Raw genomic sequence first — 19,262 nt, 5'->3', positions numbered from 1 at the left:
TGCGCATTCTACCTGCGCCGGTGCGGGGCTTGGGCCGCCGATGCCGGGTGGGGGCGGAGGGGGTGAGGGCGCGAGGGGTTCATCCACGCCTCATCCGGTGGGCCGATGAAGGTGCATGCTGTACGGCCCATCCCCACAGGACATCGCACTTTCCATGGCACGGACCCGGGTCGGCATCATTTTCGGCGGCATGTCTTCCGAACACGAAGTTTCGCTGCAGTCGGCGAAGAACATCCTCGATGCGCTCGATCGCGAACGCTTCGAGCCGGTGCTGGTGGGCATCGACAAGCAGGGCCAATGGCATCTGGGCCAGCCGGACACGTTCCTGCTGCATGCCGACGATCCGGCGCGCATCGCCCTGCACCGCTCCGGCACGCTGCTGAGCGTGCGCCCGGGGGCCGCACAGGCGCAGCTGTACCCGGTCGATACCGCCACCGCGCTGGGCCAGATCGATGTGGTACTGCCGATCGTGCACGGGCCGCTGGGCGAGGATGGCGCGCTGCAGGGCCTGCTGCGCATGGCCAACCTGCCCTTCGTCGGTTCCGGTGTGCTCGGCTCGGCGGTCGCCATGGACAAGGATGTGGCCAAGCGCCTGCTGCGTGATGCCGGCCTGCCGGTGGCGCCATGGGTCTGCATCCGTCGCCACGAAGCGGCCAGCGTGGACGTGCAGGCATTGGTGGTCGCGCTAGGCCTGCCGCTGTTCGTCAAGCCGGCCAACCAGGGCTCATCGGTGGGCGTGAGCAAGGTCGAGCAGCCCGCCGGCATGGCCGCTGCGCTGGAACAGGCGCTGCGCTATGACCACAAGGTGCTGGTGGAATCAGCCGTGGTCGGCCGCGAGATCGAATGCGCGGTGCTGGGCAACGCCCACCCCCAGGCCAGCGTCTGCGGCGAGGTGGTGGTGCACGACACCTTCTATGCCTACGACACCAAGTACATCAACGCAGGCGGTGCCGACGTGGTGGTGCCGGCGGCCATCGATGCGGGCACGCAGGCGCGCATCCAGCAGATCGCGCTGCAGGCTTACCAGGTCCTGGAATGCGCCGGCATGGCGCGGGTGGATGTGTTCCTGACCGCCGATGGGCAGGTGGTCATCAACGAAGTGAACACGCTGCCGGGCTTCACCCGCATCAGCATGTACCCCAAGCTGTGGGGGGCCAGCGGGCTGGGCTACACCGCGCTGATCACGCGGCTGATCGAACTGGCGCTGGAGCGTCATGCGGCCGATCGCGGCCTGCAGACAACGGTGCGCTGAAAGCACCGGCGGGGGATGCCGGCCCAGGACCGGCATCCCCCGTGTACGTCAGGTCCGCTTGCGGAACATCGAGATCACCGCCAGCACCAGAAACACGATGAACAGGATCCAGGCGATGTTGCTGGCCGCGCCGGCGATGCCGGAAAAGCCGAGCACGGCCGCGATGATGGCGATGACGAAGAAAATGACGGCGTAATGCAGCATGGCGCTCCTCGCAGATGGTCCAGCCGTGGATGGCGTGGGTCCATCCTCCGCCACCGACCGGTGTGCAGGTGGTGACGGCGGAATCTGCATGCGATGAAGGCTTCAGCGCGGTGATGCCACCGTCATGATGCCGCCTTCAGCCGGCGCATCCCTTCTTCGATGCTTACCTGCGGCACATAGCCGAAATCACGCCGGGCCGGTTCCATGCTGTACCAGTGCGGCGTGCACAGCTGCTCGGCCAGGAAGCGGGTAAGCGGCGGCTCGCCGCGCAGGCGCAGCAGCGGCCACAGGCGCTCGCACGCCGCACCGATGCGATAGGCGGTCTTGAAGCTGAGTGTCTTGTCCACGGCCGGCGCGCCCACCGCTGCGAGCAGTCTGTTGAGCAGCTCGCGCATCGGCAGCGGTTCGCCGTTGGAGATGAAGTACGCCTTGCCCGCGCAGGCGGCGCCGGGGGCGAGCGCATCGAAGGCCAGGAAATGCGCCAGCGCGGCATTGTCGATGTAGGTGGTGTCGACCTTGTTGCTGCCATCGCCCACCAGGCGCAGGCGCCCCTGTCGCGCACGCTCGGCCAGACGCGGCACCAGCTGCTGGTCGCCCGGGCCCCAGATCAGGCGCGGGCGCAGGGCCACGGTCGCCAGCGTGGCATCGTTGGCGGCCAGCACGCGCTGTTCGGCAATGGCCTTGGTGGCTGCATAGGGCGCCTGGAAATCCTCGCCGTAGGGCACCTCGTCCGCGCCCAGCCCTTCCACCGGGTGGGTGGCGCGGTGGGTCACGCTGGGCGTGGAGGTATAGACCAGCCGGCCGATGCCGTGGGCACGGCAGGCTGCGATCACGTTGTCGGTGCCGACCACGTTGGCCTGGTGGTAGCTGTCATAGCTGCCCCACGCACCGGCCTTGGCGGCGTTGTGGAACACCGCATCGACGCCCGCCACCGCATGCAGCACGGCCTGCGCATCGGCCAGGTCGCCACGGATCTGGCCGACCCCCAGCGCCTGCAGCGCCGGGTAGTGGCTGCGGTTGAACGCCAGCACCTGGTGCCCGCGCTCGACCAGGCCACGGCACAGCGCCTGGCCAAGGAAGCCACCGCCCCCGGTAACAAGGATCTTCATGCGCGCTTCTCCAGTTCGGCGCGGGCCCAGACGGCGAGCTTCTCGCGGCCGATCTTGGCGTTGTGACGGATATCCACCGGGAACCGCGGATGGACCAGGAACTGCTGCAGCCCCGCCTCGGGCAGGCTTGCCGCCGCCTTGGCCTGCAGGGCCTGGCGCAGCGCCGGACTGTCGGACTGGCCGGGCGCCAGTTCCACGCACAGCACCGGCACCTGCGCGCCAGCGGCACCGACGCCGACCAGCGCACTGCGCGCGACGCCGGGCACGGTGTTGAACACCGGCTCGACCTGTTCGGTGTACAGCGGGCCGTGCGCGGTTTCAACGCGCTGGGTCTTGCGCCCGCAGAACCACAGCCGGCCCTGCGCATCGAAGTAACCGACATCGCCCATGCGATGCACCACCCGCGTGCTGCCGTCGGCCAGCGTCTCGCGGATCTTCGCCGCGGCGGTCGCCTGCGGGCGGTTGAAGTAACTGTCGGTGGCGGTCGGCCCGGCCACGGTGATCTCGCCCACCTCGCCGGTCGCCAGCACGCGCGCCTGCGACCAGTCGGGCAGCGGCGCATCGTCGATGGCGATGATGCGTACCTCGTTCGGTGCCACGACGCTGCCCACGCAGGTACCGGCGCCAGCCTCGGTGGCCGCGCGCGTGCGCTCCAGCTCACGGCCCTCGACCACGGCCACCGGCAGGCATTCGGTGGCACCGTACGGTGTCCAGAACTGCGCGTTGTCCGGCAGCAGGCGGCGGATGGTGGCGACCACGTCCGGGGGGACCGGCGCGCCGGCCGAGGTCACCCGGGTCACCGTGCGCAACGGCCGGCCATGGTTGGCCAGCACGCGCATCAGCGCCGGCGAACCGAACAGCTGGGTCACGCCGAAGCGCTCGATGGCATCGTGCAGGCGGCGCGGATCGGCCTGTGCCGGGCGGGTGGGGTCCATGTCCGGAATCACCGAGGTCAGCCCCAGTGCCGGGTCGAACAGCGCAAACGGCGGGAAGGTCGGCAGGTCCACGCCACCGGCTTCCATGCCGAAGGCACTGCCCAGCAGCTGGATCTGGCCGACGAAGTGGCGGTGGCGGTAGACCACGCCCTTGGGCACGCCGGTGGAGCCGCTGGTGAACAGGATCGCGGCCATGTCCTCGCCGTCGGTATCGGCCAGCATCGGGCCGCCCGTGGCCCCGGCACGCTCCAGGGCCGCCAGCGTGGTACCGCCCCACCCCAGCCGGCGGCCGACCGTGACCAGGCGCGTGGCCGAGGGCGCCCAGCGCAGCACCAGCCGTGCCACATGGGCCAGCGGAATGCCGATGAACGCCTCCGGCCGGGCCTCGTCCAGGCATTGCTTCAGCGCGCGCCGGTCGATGCCCGGGTCGACCAGCACCGGCACCGCGCCCAGCTTGAACAGGGCGAACATCAGCAGGAAGAACTCCGGCGAGGGCCGCACCATCACCACCGTACGCACCCCGCGGCCGATGCCATGGCCTGCCAGGCCAGCGGCCATGGCGTCACTGCGGGCATCCAGCTGGCGGTAATCCAGGGTCACGTCGTAGGCGGCCATGCCGTTGCCGGCGCCACGGCGGCCGGGGCAGCGGATGGCCACCTGGTCGGGGCGTTCACACGCCAGCTCAGGCAGCCGTGCGGCGATGTTGCAGGGTCGGTTCATCCGTTCATTGTCGCCGCTTACGGAATTTCTTGCGCGGCGGCCTGCTTCGTGGAAAATCCGCACCCTCGATCCGATTCCGACTGCCGCCCGAGGCGGCTTGCCCATGCAACACCCCTGCATGACCTGCGGCGCCTGCTGCACCCAGTACCGCGTGGCCTTCCACTGGATGGAATCAGACGAGGTCACCCCCGGCGGCGTGCCGCACCAGCTGACCGAAGTGCTCGACCCGCACCGGCTGTGCATGCGTGGCACCCATTCCAAACCGGTTCGCTGCGTGGCGCTGGATGCGCAGATCGGCGTGTACTCGCGCTGCACGATCCACCCCAACCGGCCCAGCGTGTGCCGCGAGGTGGATGCCTCGTGGGAATACGGCAAGGCCAGCCCGCAGTGCGACAAGGCCCGCATCGCCTATGGGCTGGACCCGCTGACGCCGGCGGACTGGAAAGACAACGGCAGCAACCCGGCCACAGCGTGACGGGCAGGGCCAGCGCCCTGCCTGCGGAACGGATCCGACCCCGGATACGACAACGCCAGGCATGGCCTGGCGCTACCGATGGATGAACCGCGCTGCCAGGACGGGCTGGCCTGGACCGGGTTACAGCGGGTTCGCTTCAAGGAACGCGCGGATCTCCGGCACCAGCACCTCGTGCTTGTCTTCCAGCACGTAGTGCCCGGCGTCTTCGAAGGCATGCACCTGCGCCTGCGGCAATGCGGCCTGGAAACCCTTCAGGAAGTGGTGGTCGAACACGAAGTCGCGCAGGCCCCAGCCGATGAAGGCCGGGCGGTCGGCGAACGACGGCAGCGCCTGGCCGGCACGCTCCAGCAGCGACCAGGCCTTGTCGGCCGGTGACAGCGGGATGTCCTGCATGAAGCGGATGGTGCTGATGCGGTTGGCATAGCTGTTGTAGGGCGACACGTAGGCGCGGCGCACGTCGGCCGGCATCTTCCGCTCCACGCCCAGCCACGAGGCGCCGGACGAGAACGCGTTGAAGGTGCGGATGATCCACTCGCCGATCGTCCAGTGCCGGCCCAGCGCGATCTGCCACGGCATCTTCTTCGCCGCCGGCATCGGGAAGGCGGCGGTGTTGAGCACCACCAGGCGCTTGACCTGGTCGTGGTGCGACAGCGCCCAGCCGAAGCCGATCATGCCGCCCCAGTCGTGCACGGCCAGGGTCACCGGGCCGGTGATGCCCAGGTGCCTGAGCAGCGTATCAAGGTCGTCCACGCGCGACTGCAGCGTGTACTCGTAGCGGTTGTCATCGGGCTTGTCCGACAGGCCCATGCCGATGTGGTCGGGCACGATGCAGCGGTATGTGTCCGACAGGCCGGCCACCAGCGTGCGCCAGTAATAGCTCCACGACGGATTGCCGTGCACCATCACCACCACGTCGCCGTCGCGCGGGCCCTCGTCGAGATAGTTCATCGACAGGCCGGGACGCACCTCGAAACGCTGCGGGTGAGCGGGGTAACCGGGGAGCTTGGACATCGGATCGCACCTGTAGAAAGGGCCGGTAAACCGGCCCTTGGACACTTGGAAAAATCATCGCTGTCCGTCGCGCGCGATTGGCGATCGCGCGGCAGGTCAGCGGTGACTTTTTTACCAGACCACTTCAGCCATCGAGCAGTTCAGGCCCGAGCCGATGCCCAGAAGCGCGATGCGGTCGCCCTTCTTCAGCTTGCCCAGCTGCTTGAGCTTGCTCAGCACGATCGGCACCGAGGCCGGGCCGATGTTGCCGTGCTCGCCGAAGATGGTCATGACCTTCTTCGGGTCGATGCCGAAGTTCTTGATGAACGCGGCGGTGTGCGGCTGGCTGACCTGGTGGATCACGAACTGGTCCAGCTCTTCCACGGCCCAGCCCAGGGCGATCTTGGCGGCGGAGAAGGTCTTCTGCGCCAGCTTGATGCCTTCGATCAGCAGCATGCGGGTGTCGGTGACCATGCGGTCCAGGTTGCCCAGGCACAGCTGGTTCCATTCGGTGGCCGAACGGGTCACGCCCCCCTTGTAGCGCGGGGCGTCGGGCACCAGCTCCGACCGTGCCATCACCATCGCCGCCGCGCCCGAACCGGTGGTCAGCGCCGCCAGTTCGTTGCGGAAATCGTCGGCGGTGACGTCCGGGGCGGTCATGCGCTCCAGGGTCTTTTCATACACCAGGTTGGCGGTCTCGCCATCCACCACCAGCGCGTAGTCGATGTCGCCACGCTCGATCATGCGCGCGGCGATATCCATGCCGTTGATGAAGGCCAGGCAGGCATTGGCGACATCGAAGGTCATGCACTCGTCGCTGACGCCCAGGTTGCCGGACACGATCGAGGCGGTGGACGGCTCCAGGTAGTCGCGGCTGACCGAGGTGTTGACCAGCAGGCCCACCTGGGTCGCGGCGATGCCGGCGTCTTCCAGCGCCTTGCGGCCGGCCATGGTGGCCGCGTCGGAGGCCAGCACGCCGTTATCCCACAGGCGGCGGGCGTGCACGCCGGCGATATCGCCGAGCACATCGGTGCGGATGCCCAGGCGATCCAGCGTCGGCTGCAGGCGTTCGTTGATTTCCTTGGTCGTCAGCGTGTGCGGCGCATCGACGTGTGCCAGGCCGGCGATCGAGACATTCTTGAAGAGCATCGAGGTTAGCGCCAAGGCTCAGGCAAAAGGGGGCGCTATTCTATAACCCCCGGGCTTTCACCGCATCTTTACGAATTCAGCCTTGGCCGTATGGTCGCCGTTCAGCGCGGCGGGCACTGGAAGGCGTTGAAGCGCTGGCTGCCATCGGCCACCGGGGCCGCGGACTGCACCGCATTGGCGCCGGCACTGGGGGCCTCGTTGCGGGCCAGGGTTTCCAGCTCTTCCTGAACACGCAGCGGGTTGCGGTTGTAGAAGCCGACCTTGCTCTTCACGGTCACCACGATCTCGCCCTTGGTGATGCAGCCCGACGGGGCCGGGCCGGCCGGCAGCACGCGCACGGTCTTGCCCACCGGTTCGATCGGCACCCAGGTACAGGCGGTGACGGACAGCAGCAGGGTGGAAAGCAGCAGAACGCGCATGGGCAGATCCTGGAAGGGTATGGGGACGATTCTGCCTGAATGGCGTGAATGAGGGATAGCCGGGGGCCGCGCGCACCGGGCAGGGCCCGGCGCTCCCCCGCAGCCACCGGCCCGCCCGGAGGCGGACCGGTGTTCCCACCTTACTTCTTGACCGGGTTGCCTTCGGCGTCGATCACGGTCACCTCGCCCAGCTTCAGGGCGCGCACCGGGGCTTCGGTCTGCTTCAGGTCGCCGACCACCACCCAGGTCAGGGCCCCGGGCTGCAGGCGCTTGGCCGCTTCCTGCACCTGTGCCGGGGTCATCGCCTCGATCTCGGCCTTGCGCTTGAACACGTAGTCGTCCGGGCGCTGGTACTGGACCATCGAAGCGATGGTGCTCATCACCGCGCTGGCGGTCTCGTAGGCGCCGGGCAGGCTCAGGGTCTGGATGTTGCGGATGCGGGACACCTCGGCCTCGGACGCCGGCTTGCTGCCGGTGGCGAAGGCGGTGATGTCCTTGCGCAGCTCATCCAGCGCCGGGCCGGTCTTGTCGATCTGCACCGGTGCGCTGACGATCCACGGGCGCTGGCCCAGGGCGTTGGGGGCCGAGGAGCCGACGCCATAGGACCAGTGCTTGTCCTCGCGCAGGTTCATGTTCAGGCGCGAGGTGAAGTCACCACCGAGCACGCCGTTGGCGATGTCGAAGCGGGTGCTGCCGGCATCCTCGGTCGGCGGCACCAGCTGGCCGGCGAACAGGTTGGCCTGGATCGCGCCGGGCTGGTCGATCAGGAACACGCGCGGGGCGCTCGGCAGGGCGACGGTGCTGGCGGCCTTCACCTGCGGTGCCGGGCCGGTGCTCTTCCAGTCACCGAACTGCTTGTCCAGCAGCGGCACCACTTCCTTCAGGGTGGTGTCGCCGACCACGATCAGCGTGCCCTGCTCCGGGCGCAGCCAGTCGCGGTGGAAGTCCACCAGGTCCTGCCGGGTCAGCGCGGCAATGGCGTCTTCATCGCCGGTGCCGCTGAAGGGAATGGCATAGGGGTGGCCCTTGCCGTACAGCAGCGGCGGCAGCACACGCAGCGCCACGCGGCCCGGGTTGGCCTTCTCCTGCTTGATGCCGGCGATCCAGCTGGCCTTGACCCGGTCGATCTCGCTCTGGTCGAAGCGCGGCTGGCGCAGCATCTGGCTGTACAGGGCCAGCGACGGGGCCAGGTTCTCCTTCAGCGCCGACAGGTAGCCACTGGCGCTGTCCAGGCTGGCCCCGGCACCGAGCTCGGCGCCCAGGGCGTCGGCGGCATCGGCGAAGGCCAGGGCATTGAGCGCACCCGCACCTTCGTCCAGCACGCCCAGGGTGAAGGCGGCGGTACCCGGCTTGCGGCCCTGATCGGCGCTGTAGCCACCCGGGAAGGTGTAGCTGAACTGCACGACCGGAATGTCATGGCGTTCAGCCAGGATCACCTGGGTGCCGTTCTTCAGGGTGGCGCGGTGCAGCTGCGGGAACTTCAGTTCCGGGAAGCTGGCGGTCCTGGGCACACCGGTGCTGCGGTCGACCTGCTGCGGCAGGGTGCGGAACGCCGGGTCCACCGCCGGTACGTTGAACGGCTTGGGCACAACGCTGGGCTCTTCCTGCAGCGCTACGCGGGCACCGGGCTCGACCACCACGGTGTGGCTGCCCACGCCCAGCCATTCACTGCCGGCCTTGCGCAGGTCGGCGCCGCTGGCGTTGTCGATGTTCGCCAGCGAAGTACGGAAGCACCCCGGGTCGCCCTCGAACACGGTGCATTCGGCCAGTGCATCGGCCTTGCCACCGAAGCCGCCGATACGCTCGATGCCGCGGATGAAGCCGGCACGGAAAGCGGTCTTGGCGCGCGCCAGTTCGTCGGCGGTCGGGCCGTCGGCCAGCAGGCGGCGCAGTTCCTCATCGATGATCGCTTCCACCTTGGCCGGGTCAACGCCCTGCTTGACGGTGGCGGCGACCACGAACTTGGAGCCCAGCTGCGAGGAGAAGACATCGGAGCTGACCCAGTCCACCAGCTTGTCGTCGTGCTGCAGGCGCTTGCCCAGGCGCGAGGACTTGGCCCCGCCCAGCACCTGCGCCAGCAGCTGCAGCTGGTCGACATCGGTGGTGCCCACCTGGGCGACGTTCCAGGCGCGGTAGATGCGCGGCTGCGGCACCTTGTCACTCATCACTTCGCGGGTGGTTTCGCTGCGCTTGGCAACGTCCACCTTGGGCTGGGCCATGCTCGGGCCGGCCGGGATGGAACCGAAGTAGCGGGCGACCTTTTCCTTGGCGGTGGCCACGTCGATATCACCGGCCAGCACCAGCACGGCGTTGTTCGGGCCGTACCACGTGCGGAACCAGGTCTTCACGTCCTCCAGCGATGCCGCGTTGAGGTCGTTCATCGAGCCGATGACGCTGTGGTGGTACGGATGGCCCTTCGGGTACAGCGCGCGGTTCATGACCTCCCAGACCTGGCCGTAGGGCTGGTTCTCGCCCTGGCGCTTCTCGTTCTGCACCACGCCGCGCTGCTCATCCAGCGCCGCCTGGTCGATCGCACCGAGCAAGTGGCCCATGCGGTCCGATTCCATCCACAGCGCCATGTCCAGCGCGGTGGTCGGCACATTCTCGAAGTAGTTGGTGCGGTCGGTGTTGGTGGTGCCGTTCTGCCCGGTCACACCCACCTGCTTGAACGGTTCGAAGTACTCGCCGTCGTGGTTTTCGCTGCGCTGGAACATCAGGTGCTCGAACAGGTGCGCGAAACCGGTGCGGCCGGCCGGTTCGTCCTTGCTGCCCACGTGGTACCAGATGTTCACCGCCACGATCGGCGCCTTGCGGTCGGTGTGCACCACCACGCGCAGGCCGTTGGGCAGGGTGAACTGCTCGAAGGGAATGTCGACCTTGGCCGGCGCGGTGGCCGGCCTGGCCAGCAGCGGCGTGGGGGCAACACCGGCCAGGGCGGTGCTGAGGGCAACCGCCAGCAGCGCGGTACGGGGGCGCAGGGTGGCACGCATATCCAGATCCTTGGTCACGTAGATGAAGGCCGATCCTAGCGCGTGGCCCGGCGGGCCGCCTATGCGCCAACAGTCACTGGGGGCGTTGCGGTGGACAGGACGCAGGACACGGTCACGCCGGGCGTGTTCTGCCGTCCGGACAGTGTCCGCTGCCCATGGATCGGACAGGTGTCCGCCCGGCGGACACGCCGAGCGTCATTGAAATCCCTTTCAAATCAACAACTAAAAGTTGGCACGGGGATTGCTTGGTACTTCCTGCGCCAGGAAGGGCTTCAGACAAAAGCTGACTGAAGAATGAACAAATGCAGGAAATCGAAAATTTTCCTTGCATGCCCAGAATTGGTGTACTACCTTACTACCACACCACTGATCACCAACACTAAACAGGCCCCGTCATGAACGCCAAGACCATTGCCATCGCCATCGCCCTGATTGCCGGCACCGCGGTTGTTTCGTCGGTGCAGGCCTCCGAATCCATCAAGACCCTGTCCACCGTGCAGGTCCGTCCGGCCGCCGACCAGCTGGCCCAGCAGGCCTGGGAACAGGCCAGCGGCATCCCGACCCTGGCCACCGTGGAAGTGCGCCCGAGCGCCGACCAGCTGGCCGAGCGCAGCGGCTACCTGGCCGCCCCGGTTGCTGCCGCGATGCCGATCACCACCCTGGCCTCGGTGGAAGTGCGCCCGAGCCTGGAACAGCGCGTGGCCCTGGCCGCCGAACTGGAAGCCCAGCGTTACGCCGCCACCCTAGCCGCTGCCGCCACCAGCGTCGCCAACCAGGTGATCACCAACCTGCCGGCCCTGCAGGTGCGCCCGAGCGCTGCCGACCTGCAGGCCCTGGCCACCGAAACCGCCCAGGTCCTGCTGCGCCCGTAACCGGCGTTCGCCCTGCCCCGTGCAGGGCGTGCGCCGTATAGGCGGCGGCCGTCGCAGGTACACTGCGCCGATGAATGCCGCGCCCTTGTTCCACGTGATCCTGTTCCAACCGGAAATCCCGCCCAACACGGGCAATGTGATCCGGCTCTGCGCCAACACCGGCGCGCAGCTGCACCTGGTCGAGCCGCTCGGCTTCGTACTGGAAGACAAGCAGCTCAAGCGTGCCGGGCTGGACTACCACGAGTATTCGCGCCTGCAGGTGCACCCCGACCTGGACACCGCGCTGGCGCGGATCGCTCCGAAACGGTTGTTCGCACTCAGTACCCGGGCCAGCGTGCGCTACGACAGCGTGGCCTTTGAAGATGGCGATGCGTTCCTGTTCGGCCCCGAGAGCCGCGGCCTGCCGCAGGACCTGCTCGATGCCCTGCCCGAAGGCCGCCGCCTGCGCCTGCCGATGCGGCCGGGCAACCGCAGCCTCAATCTGTCCAACACCGTGGCCGTGGTGATGTATGAAGCCTGGCGCCAGCACGCGTTTGCCGGCGGCGCGTAATCCGCGCGCAACCGTTGTGCCAACCAAGGTTGGCAGCTACCAGAAGCCGGTCCCGGACCGCAGCCCGGTAGATCCACGCCATGCGTGGATGCCGTTCGCGCACTTTCGCCGTGCCAACCAAGGTTGGCAGCTACCCCAGAAGCCGGCCCCGGACCGCAGCCCGGTAGATCCACGCCATGCGTGGATGCCGTTCGCGCGCCTTCGCCGTGCCAACCAAGGTTGGCAGCTACCAGAAGCCGGCCCCGGACCGCAGCCCGGTAGATCCACGCCATGCGTGGATGCCGTTCACGCGCCTTCGCCGTGCCAACCAAGGTTGGCAGCTACCAGAAGCCGGTCACGGGTCGTGGCCCCCCGTAGATCCACGCCATGCGTGGATGGGGGTTCCGTACGCCGGTCAGAACGCGTTGATGCCGGTCAGTTCGCGGCCGATCACCAGCTGGTGCACGGTCTCGGTGCCTTCATAGGTGATCACCGATTCCAGGTTCAGCGCATGGCGGATCGCCACGTGTTCGGTGGTGATGCCGGCACCACCGAGCAGATCACGACACTCGCGGGCGATGTCGATGGCCATGCGGCAGTTGTTCCACTTGGCCAGGCTGACCTGCTGCGGCTGCAGCTGGCCGGCTTCCTTCAGGCGCCCCAGCTGCAGGGCCAGCAGCTGCGCGGTGGTGATGCGGCGGGCCATCTCGGCCAGCTTGATCTGCGCGCTCTGGGTGGCGGCCAGCGGGCGGCCGAACAGCACGCGCTCCTTGGCATAGCCCAGCGCTTCATCCAGGCAGGCAATCGCCGCCCCGATCGGACCCCAGCTGATGCCGAAGCGGGCCTGGGTCAGGCAGCCCAGCGGGCCCTTGAGCCCCTTCACGTTCGGCAGGCGATGGCTGTCGGGCACGCGCACGTCATCGAAGAACAGCGCGCCGGTCAGCGAGGCACGCAGGCTCATCTTGTGCTTGATCTCCTGTGCGGTGAAGCCGGGCATGCCCTTTTCCAGCACGAAACCCTGGATGCCATCCTCGGTCTGCGCCCAGACGATGGCCAGGTCGGCCACCGGGCCGCTGGTGATCCACATCTTGCTGCCATTGATGCGCCAGTCGCTGCCGTCGCGCACGGCGCGGGTCTTCATGCTGGCCGGGTCGGAGCCGCCATGCGCTTCGGTCAGGCCGAAGCAGCCGATCAGTTCGCCGCGCGCCATCGGCGGCAGCCACTGGCGGCGCTGTTCTTCGCTGCCATAGGCGAAGATCGGGTACATGCACAGCGAGCTCTGCACCGACACGAAGCTGCGCAGGCCCGAATCGCCGCGCTCCAGCTCCTGGCAGATCAGACCGTAGCTGACCGCGCCCAGGCCACCGCCGCCGTACTCGGCCGGCAGGGTCGGGCCGAGCAGGCCCAGCGCGGCGATGTCCGGCACCAGTTCCTGCGGGAAGCGGGCCTGATCGAAGGCATCGCCGATGATCGGCAGCACCCGCTGGTCGACGAAGCGGGCCACGCTGTCCTGCACCGCGCGCTCGTCCTCGCTGAGCAGGGAACGGACATCGAACAGGTCGTACGGATGCAAAGCCATGGCACTCACACGCAGTCAGGACATGGCCATTGTCGGTCATCCAGACGGGGTTGGTGCACGGGTAGAGGCCGACCTTGGTCGGCGCTGGTATTTCTGCAGGCGCCAACCAAGGTTGGCGGCTGCCGAAGCCACGTACGCTGCAATGCAGCAATCGCGACGTGAACATCGGCGATCTAGCTGGATCCGGCGCGGAACGGTACCCTGACACATTCAAACAACCGTTTCGCCGTGGCTGCACGCGCGATTCCCAGGCAACCGCCGGCGGCCTCCTGGCCGGCACTACCCACGAGTCATGCAATCGATGAGCGCTGAAGCCAACGCCCTGCCCCCGCGTGAAGTAATGGAATTCGACGTGGTGATCGTCGGTGCCGGTCCGGCCGGCCTGGCCACCGCGATCCGCCTGCGCCAGCGCGCGATCGACGCCGGTCGCGAACTGTCGGTGTGCGTGCTGGAAAAGGGCTCCGAGCCGGGCGCGCACATCCTGTCCGGGGCGGTGATGGACCCGCGTGCGCTGACCGAACTGTTCCCGGACTGGGCCGAGCGCGGCGCACCGCTGAAGCAGAAGGTCACCCGCGACGAGTTCCTGTTCCTGAATGAAACCGGCGCGCGCCGCACCCCGCATGCCTTCCTGCCGGAATGCTTCCACAACGAAGGCAACTACATCATCAGCCTGGGCGAGGTCACCCGCTGGCTGGCTCAGCAGGCCGAAGCACTGGAAGTGGCTATCTTCCCCGGCTTCCCGGCCGCCGAGGTGCTGTACGGCACCGACGGCGCGGTGATCGGCGTGGCCACCGGCGACATGGGCATCGAGAAGGATGGCAGCCCGGGCCCGGCCTTCGAGCGCGGCATGGCCCTGCATGCGAAGTACACCGTGTTCGCCGAAGGCGCGCGTGGCCACCTGGGCCGCCAGCTGATCGCCAACTACGCGCTGGACGCCGGCAAGGACCCGCAGGCCTATGGCATCGGCATCAAGGAACTGTGGCAGATCGATCCGGCAAAGCACGAGCCGGGCCTGGTGGTGCACGCCGCCGGCTGGCCGCTGGACAATGACACCTACGGCGGCGCGTTCCTGTACCACGCCGACGGCGGCAAGGTCGCCATCGGCTATGTGGTCGGCCTGGACTACAAGAACCCGTGGCTGAGCCCGTTCGAGGAATTCCAGCGCTTCAAGACCCACCCGGAGATCCGCAAGCACCTGGAGGGCGGCACCCGCATCGGCTACGGTGCCCGCGCGATCACCGCCGGTGGCCTGATGTCGCTGCCGAAGACGGTGTTCCCCGGCGGCGCGCTGGTGGGCTGCGAAGCCGGCTACCTCAACGTCAGCCGCATCAAGGGCAGCCACGCCGCCATCAAGACCGGCATGCTGTGCGCCGATGCCGCCTTCGATGCGATCGCCGCCGGCCGCCAGCACGATGAACTGAGTGCCTACCCGCAGGCATTCGAGGCCAGCTGGCTGCACGCCGAACTGCAGCTGGCCAAGAACTTCAAGCAGTGGTTCAAGAAGGGCCAGGCCGTGGCCACGGTGATGACCGGCATCGAGCAGTGGCTGCTGCCGAAGCTGGGCGTGCGCAACCCGCCGTGGACCCTGCGCCACAGCACGCCGGACCATGCCTGCCTGGAACCGGCGGCCAAGCACACGCGCATCGCCTACCCCAAGCCCGATGGCGTGCTGACCTTCGACCGCCTCAGCTCGGTGTTCCTGAGCAGCACCAACCACGAGGAAGACCAGCCCAGCCACCTGACGCTGAAGGATGCCAGCATCCCGGTGCAGGTGAACCTGGCCGAATACGCGGGCCCGGAAGCGCGTTACTGCCCGGCCGGCGTGTACGAATTCGTCGGCGATGCCGGCGAGCAGCGGCTGCAGATCAACGCGCAGAACTGCGTGCACTGCAAGACCTGCGACATCAAGGACCCGACCCAGAACATCGTCTGGGTGACTCCGCAGGGCGGCGGCGGCCCGAACTACTCGGGCATGTAAGCACGCGCGCTGCGACCGGGTGTCGCAGCGCCTGCCCGGTGCGTGGGCGCTATGCTGCGCCGATGCCTCCGATGATGACCCCCGTGCTGCTGGCTGCCCTCGCGCTGGCCAGCGGCTGCCAGCGCGCGCCGGCCCCATCCAGCCCGGAACAGGCCCGCCAGCAGGCGATGGCGCAGGCGTTCGAGATCTGCGCTGGCTGCCACACCACCACGGCCGGCGGCATTCACCGCTTCGGGCCGAACCTGCACGGCGTGCTCGGCCGCCGCGCCGGCAGCCTGCCCGATTACGGCTACTCGCCGGCCATGCGCCGCGCCGACATCACCTGGAGCGCCCAGACACTGGATGCGTTCCTGCAGTCACCGACCCGGATGGTGCCCGGCACGCGCATGTACAACGCCTTTCCCAGCCCGGAACGACGCGCGCTGGTGATCGCCTACCTGCAGCAGCTGCAGCAGCCGGCCGCTGCTGCCGATCATTGATCCAACGCCCGCAGCATCTGCTGCAGGTCATCGGCGAAGGCACGCAGTTCCGCATCCGGCCAGTCCTGCTGTGCACGCAGCGCCTCGATCAATGCCGTGGCATGGGTGACCCGCGCGGTGGCACCGATCGCGCCCAGCGCGCCGGCCTGGCGATGCAGCAGGCCGGCAACGGCATCGCGGTCACGGCGATCGATCGCATCGCGCAGGGCGGGCAGGTCCTGCGCACCGCTCTGCTGCAGGCTGTCGCACAGCTGCAGCGCCACCTGTGGGCCGAAGCGCTGTTCCAGCTGCGCGCGCAGCCCTTCATCGCCGCCGGCATCGGCCGGCGACGGGGCCGCCGCCGGCGCGGCCTGCAGCGGCACGGCCGGCAGCCAGCGCAGCAGGGCATGGCGCAGCGTGGCCAGCGTCAGCGGCTTGGCCAGCACATCGTCCATGCCGGCTTCGCGGCAGCGGCGGGTATCCTCGTCAAGCACGCTGGCGGTCAGTGCCAGCACCGGCAGCCGGGGCTGCCCGCTGCGGCCCTCGCGCTCGCGCAGCACGCGGGTAAAGGCAAAACCATCGAGCACCGGCATGCGGCAATCGGTGATGACCAGGTCGAACGGCTCGCTGGCCAACAGGTCCAGGGCCTGCTGGCCATCCTCCACCAGCACGTGCGGCACGCCCAGCTGCTGCAGCCGCCAGGCCATCATCGCCTGGTTGGTGGGGTGGTCTTCGGCCACCAGCACGCGGGCCTGCCGCAACGCGGCAGGCAGCAGCACCGACTGCGCCTGCTCGGCGGCCAGCAGTGCCACGTCTTCGCTGCGTGCCACGCCCAGCACCAGCATCACCTCCACGCGGGTCCCCTCGCCCAGGGCACTGTGCAGGGCCAGTTCGCCCCCCATCATGGTCACCAGCCGCTGGCAGATGCTCAGGCCCAGGCCGGTGCCGCCGAAATCGCGCTGCGTATAGGCGCCGGCCTGCTGGAACGGTTCGAACAGGCGTTCCATCTGTTCCGGTGCGATGCCCACACCGGTGTCCGATACGGTCAACCGCAGTGACTGCGTGCCCTGCTCGTGGTCTTCCTCCAGCACGTCCACCTGCAGCCGCACGCTGCCCTTGGGCGTGAACTTGATGGCGTTGCCCAGCAGGTTGAACACCACCTGGCGCAGGCGCACGCCATCCACTTCATGGGCCGCCGCCAGCTGCGGGTCGATATCGACCTGCAGGTCCAGGCCGCGCGTGCTGGCCTGGGCCGACAGCAGCCGCACCACGCCTTCCAGCAAGGGCCGCAGCTGCAGCGGTACCGGCTCCAGCCGCAATGCGCCGGCTTCGATGCGCGAGTAGTCCAGGATGTCATCGAGGATCTGCCGCAGCATCTCGGCCGAATCGCCGATGGTGCGCAGGATGCCCTGCTGGTGGCCATCGAGCGGGGAATGGGCCAGGACTTCCAGCATGCCCAGCACGCCGCCCATCGGCGTGCGGATTTCATGGCTCATGGTCGCCAGGAAGCGCGAACGTGCATCGGCGGCCTGTTCCGCCTCGACCTTGGCGGCCGCCAGGGCATCGGCCTGCTGGCGGGCGTCGGTGACATCAACCCAGTAGCCGCTCCAGGTCACCGCACCTGCTTCGGCTGCATAAGGGTGGGCCTGGGTGCGTACCCAGCGCGCCTGCTCGCCACCGGCCACGCGGAACTCGAAGGCCAGTGAATCAAAGCCGCGTGCCGCGCTGTCGATGGCCTGTTCCACTGCCGCCCGGTCACGCGGGTCGATGCGTGCCAGCAGGGCCTGCGCATCGTCCATTGCCTGCTGGCGGTCGATGCCGAACAGGCCGCGCGTGTCACCGGCAATGAAGGGAAAGCGCAGCACGCCCTCGGCATCACGGTGGGCCTGGTAGACGATCGCCGGCAGGTTCAGGGTGACATCGGCCAGGCGCTGTTCCACATGCCGGCGGTGGGCGACTTCGCGGCGCAGCCGCCAATGGCCCCAGGCGAACACCAGCAGGGCCGTGGCCAGCACCAGCAGCACGGGCAGCCCCCAGCCACGCGGGCGCCAGCTGAAGGGTTCCCGGGGCGGCGGCGCCTCCAGCCACGTGGCCCGCAGCGCATCGCGCTGCTGCGGGCTCTGCTGCGCCAGCAGACGGTCGAAGGTGGTGGCCAGTGCGGCATGGCGGCCATCCACGGCCAGTGCCAGCGCATCGTTGAAGCCGGCCGGCGCGGCAACCTGCAGGCGATGGGCGAAGCGTTCACGGATCAGCCGGTCCACGACCGCCAGGTTGCCAACCATCGCGTCGGCCTCACCGTCGGCCAGCCGTTCCAGCGCCTGTTCGAAGCTGCGCGCGGCCACCAGCCGCGCCTGCGGTGCCTGCCGCAGCACATAGCCGCGCACCCGCTGCGGGTCCGATACCAGTACCCGGCGCCCCTGCAGGTCGGCCAGGCCCAGCATCGGCGGACTGCCACGCCGGGTGACGATGACGTTGGGCACCGTGATGAACGGTTGGCTGAACACCCAGTCCGGCCCCAGGTAGGAGGCGTCGTTGGGAATGCCCATCAATGCATCGAGTTCGCCACGGCGCAGCTTCTCGCGCACGTCGAACCAGTCCACGCTGGCCTGCGGCCGCAGGTGCGCGCCGGCATCCTCCAGCAGCCGCAGGTAGCCGCTGACCAGCCCTGACGGCGCACCGTCCGCGCCGGTAAACGCCAGCGGCGCAGCATTGGGGGCGAAACCGATCCGCAGGGGCTGCCGCAGCACCTGGCGCTCGGCATCGCTGAGCGCGGCACCGGCCGGCGTGGACCAGCGCGGGACCGGCAGCCAGCGCGCGGCCAACGCATCCCGGCTGGACTGGCTCTGTGCCGCCAGTGCGCGATCGAACGCATCGGCCAGCAGCGGCCTGCCGGTGGCGATACCCAGGTGCAGGCGTTCCAGTGGCAGGTCGCTGGCCCGCATCAGTTCCAGGCGGGTCAGTGCCTGGGTGGCGATCAGGCGGTCAGCCACATAGGCATTGCCGATGAAGACGTCCGCCTTGTCGTCTTCAACCAGTTTCAAGGCCTGCAGCGTCGACGCCGCCACCTGCTGCCGTGCCCGCGGATACCGCGCCCGTACCTGGGGACCGGTAAGGAAATTCTGTTCGACCACCACGCGCAAGCCGTCAAGATCCGGATTCCGTGCGGCCTTCAGGTCACCGATGCGGCCGACAATGGCCAACGGCGACTGGACGTACGGCGCCGTATAGATCAGGCAACGGTTGCGCTCGCTGTTCTGCGACACATTCATCACCACGTCGATCTCGCCACGGCAGGCGGCATTGAGCACCTCGGCCCAGCTGTCCAGCCGCCGCAGGCGCAGCTGCAGCCCCAACCGATCTGCCAATTGCGACAGAATTTCCGGCCCCATGCCCTCCACGCGCTCCCCGCGCACCGCCTCGAACGGCGGCCAGCCGCTGTCGTAATAGCCGACAACGATGGTAGGGTGGGCCAGGAGGTATTCGCGCTGTGCACTGGTCAGGGGCAGCGGCCCGGCTGCCGGCTGGGCAGCGGCCGGCAGCACCAGGAAAGCCAGCAGCAGCAGCCAGGACAACGACCCGCTCCGCATTCGTCCAATCTCCCAG

Annotated in this window: 15 protein-coding genes; 6 read left to right on the top strand and 9 right to left on the bottom strand. The window is 68.5% G+C overall.

What is annotated here, in order from left to right:
• The first annotated feature begins 154 nt into the window (after positions 1–154).
• Positions 155–1,252 (top strand): D-alanine--D-alanine ligase, encoded by a 1,098-nt coding sequence (gene ddlA, locus Q9R17_RS09235; protein ID WP_308158116.1) that lies wholly within the window; start codon positions 155–157, stop codon positions 1,250–1,252.
• Positions 1,253–1,300: 48 nt separating this feature from the next.
• Here the strand turns inward: ddlA and Q9R17_RS09230 are convergent, their stop codons facing one another.
• The 3 genes from Q9R17_RS09230 to oleC form a co-directional block, all read right to left on the bottom strand.
• Positions 1,301–1,456 carry a DUF1328 domain-containing protein gene (locus Q9R17_RS09230; protein WP_308158115.1) on the bottom strand — a complete coding sequence of 52 codons (156 nt, stop codon included), beginning with the start codon at positions 1,454–1,456 and terminating at the stop codon, positions 1,301–1,303.
• 122 nt (positions 1,457–1,578) lie between these two features.
• Complete coding sequence (gene oleD / locus Q9R17_RS09225; protein WP_308158114.1) at positions 1,579–2,565, bottom strand: 2-alkyl-3-oxoalkanoate reductase; 987 nt, start codon at positions 2,563–2,565, stop codon at positions 1,579–1,581.
• A complete protein-coding gene (oleC, locus tag Q9R17_RS09220) occupies positions 2,562–4,220 on the bottom strand; it encodes an olefin beta-lactone synthetase (protein ID WP_308158113.1) in 1,659 nt (552 codons plus the stop codon). Before oleC ends, oleD begins: the two co-directional genes overlap by 4 nt.
• A gap of 103 nt (positions 4,221–4,323) precedes the next feature.
• Here oleC and Q9R17_RS09215 point away from each other — a divergent pair, with 103 nt between their 5' ends.
• Entirely contained in the window at positions 4,324–4,695 is a 372-nt protein-coding gene (locus Q9R17_RS09215; protein ID WP_308158112.1) for a YkgJ family cysteine cluster protein, read from the top strand.
• A 120-nt stretch (positions 4,696–4,815) separates the two neighbouring features.
• On the opposite strand, the gene Q9R17_RS09210 is transcribed toward Q9R17_RS09215, so the two are convergent.
• The 4 genes from Q9R17_RS09210 to Q9R17_RS09195 all read right to left on the bottom strand — a co-directional run bounded on the left by Q9R17_RS09210 (position 4,816) and on the right by Q9R17_RS09195 (position 10,243).
• Positions 4,816–5,706 carry an alpha/beta fold hydrolase gene (locus Q9R17_RS09210; RefSeq protein WP_308158111.1) on the bottom strand — a complete coding sequence of 297 codons (891 nt, stop codon included), beginning with the start codon at positions 5,704–5,706 and terminating at the stop codon, positions 4,816–4,818.
• Between the two features lie 111 nt (positions 5,707–5,817).
• Positions 5,818–6,834: a 3-oxoacyl-ACP synthase III gene (locus Q9R17_RS09205; protein ID WP_308158110.1), complete on the bottom strand. Its 1,017-nt coding sequence runs from the start codon at positions 6,832–6,834 to the stop codon at positions 5,818–5,820.
• 101 nt (positions 6,835–6,935) lie between these two features.
• A complete protein-coding gene (locus Q9R17_RS09200; protein WP_308158109.1) occupies positions 6,936–7,253 on the bottom strand; it encodes a DUF4156 domain-containing protein in 318 nt (105 codons plus the stop codon).
• A gap of 140 nt (positions 7,254–7,393) precedes the next feature.
• The gene (locus Q9R17_RS09195; RefSeq protein WP_308158108.1) at positions 7,394–10,243 is read right to left on the bottom strand and encodes a pitrilysin family protein; all 2,850 of its coding nucleotides are present in this window, start codon (positions 10,241–10,243) and stop codon (positions 7,394–7,396) included.
• Positions 10,244–10,638: 395 nt separating this feature from the next.
• On the opposite strand from Q9R17_RS09195, the gene Q9R17_RS09190 reads away from it, so the two are divergent.
• Positions 10,639–11,115: a hypothetical protein gene (locus tag Q9R17_RS09190; RefSeq protein WP_308158107.1), complete on the top strand. Its 477-nt coding sequence runs from the start codon at positions 10,639–10,641 to the stop codon at positions 11,113–11,115.
• 70 nt (positions 11,116–11,185) lie between these two features.
• Complete coding sequence (locus tag Q9R17_RS09185) at positions 11,186–11,665, top strand: tRNA (cytidine(34)-2'-O)-methyltransferase (protein WP_308158106.1); 480 nt, start codon at positions 11,186–11,188, stop codon at positions 11,663–11,665.
• Positions 11,666–12,059: 394 nt separating this feature from the next.
• Here the strand turns inward: Q9R17_RS09185 and Q9R17_RS09180 are convergent, their stop codons facing one another.
• A complete protein-coding gene (locus Q9R17_RS09180) occupies positions 12,060–13,223 on the bottom strand; it encodes an acyl-CoA dehydrogenase family protein (protein WP_308158105.1) in 1,164 nt (387 codons plus the stop codon).
• A gap of 301 nt (positions 13,224–13,524) precedes the next feature.
• On the opposite strand from Q9R17_RS09180, the gene Q9R17_RS09175 reads away from it, so the two are divergent.
• Both Q9R17_RS09175 and Q9R17_RS09170 read left to right on the top strand, forming a co-directional pair.
• A complete protein-coding gene (locus tag Q9R17_RS09175; RefSeq protein ID WP_308158104.1) occupies positions 13,525–15,201 on the top strand; it encodes an electron transfer flavoprotein-ubiquinone oxidoreductase in 1,677 nt (558 codons plus the stop codon).
• A gap of 71 nt (positions 15,202–15,272) precedes the next feature.
• Positions 15,273–15,680 carry a c-type cytochrome gene (locus Q9R17_RS09170; protein ID WP_308158103.1) on the top strand — a complete coding sequence of 136 codons (408 nt, stop codon included), beginning with the start codon at positions 15,273–15,275 and terminating at the stop codon, positions 15,678–15,680.
• Here Q9R17_RS09170 and Q9R17_RS09165 read toward each other — a convergent pair.
• On the bottom strand, positions 15,674–19,246 hold the full coding sequence (locus Q9R17_RS09165; protein ID WP_308158102.1) for a transporter substrate-binding domain-containing protein: 3,573 nt from the start codon (positions 19,244–19,246) through the stop codon (positions 15,674–15,676). The two genes, Q9R17_RS09170 and Q9R17_RS09165, sit on opposite strands and share 7 nt — an antisense overlap.
• Between the last annotated feature and the right edge of the window lie 16 nt (positions 19,247–19,262).

The organism is Stenotrophomonas sp. 24(2023) (assembly GCF_030913365.1).
GTDB lineage: Bacteria > Pseudomonadota > Gammaproteobacteria > Xanthomonadales > Xanthomonadaceae > Stenotrophomonas.
This window is presented reverse-complemented; position numbering and strand designations above follow the sequence as displayed.

Coding starts and splice junctions, on each gene's coding strand:
- ddlA (WP_308158116.1), top strand. CDS start 155: ATGGCACGGACCCGGGTCGGCATCATTTTCGGCGGCATGTCTTCCGAA.
- Q9R17_RS09230 (WP_308158115.1), bottom strand. CDS start 1,456: ATGCTGCATTACGCCGTCATTTTCTTCGTCATCGCCATCATCGCGGCC.
- oleD (WP_308158114.1), bottom strand. CDS start 2,565: ATGAAGATCCTTGTTACCGGGGGCGGTGGCTTCCTTGGCCAGGCGCTG.
- oleC (WP_308158113.1), bottom strand. CDS start 4,220: ATGAACCGACCCTGCAACATCGCCGCACGGCTGCCTGAGCTGGCGTGT.
- Q9R17_RS09215 (WP_308158112.1), top strand. CDS start 4,324: ATGCAACACCCCTGCATGACCTGCGGCGCCTGCTGCACCCAGTACCGC.
- Q9R17_RS09210 (WP_308158111.1), bottom strand. CDS start 5,706: ATGTCCAAGCTCCCCGGTTACCCCGCTCACCCGCAGCGTTTCGAGGTG.
- Q9R17_RS09205 (WP_308158110.1), bottom strand. CDS start 6,834: ATGCTCTTCAAGAATGTCTCGATCGCCGGCCTGGCACACGTCGATGCG.
- Q9R17_RS09200 (WP_308158109.1), bottom strand. CDS start 7,253: ATGCGCGTTCTGCTGCTTTCCACCCTGCTGCTGTCCGTCACCGCCTGT.
- Q9R17_RS09195 (WP_308158108.1), bottom strand. CDS start 10,243: ATGCGTGCCACCCTGCGCCCCCGTACCGCGCTGCTGGCGGTTGCCCTC.
- Q9R17_RS09190 (WP_308158107.1), top strand. CDS start 10,639: ATGAACGCCAAGACCATTGCCATCGCCATCGCCCTGATTGCCGGCACC.
- Q9R17_RS09185 (WP_308158106.1), top strand. CDS start 11,186: ATGAATGCCGCGCCCTTGTTCCACGTGATCCTGTTCCAACCGGAAATC.
- Q9R17_RS09180 (WP_308158105.1), bottom strand. CDS start 13,223: ATGGCTTTGCATCCGTACGACCTGTTCGATGTCCGTTCCCTGCTCAGC.
- Q9R17_RS09175 (WP_308158104.1), top strand. CDS start 13,525: ATGAGCGCTGAAGCCAACGCCCTGCCCCCGCGTGAAGTAATGGAATTC.
- Q9R17_RS09170 (WP_308158103.1), top strand. CDS start 15,273: ATGATGACCCCCGTGCTGCTGGCTGCCCTCGCGCTGGCCAGCGGCTGC.
- Q9R17_RS09165 (WP_308158102.1), bottom strand. CDS start 19,246: ATGCGGAGCGGGTCGTTGTCCTGGCTGCTGCTGCTGGCTTTCCTGGTG.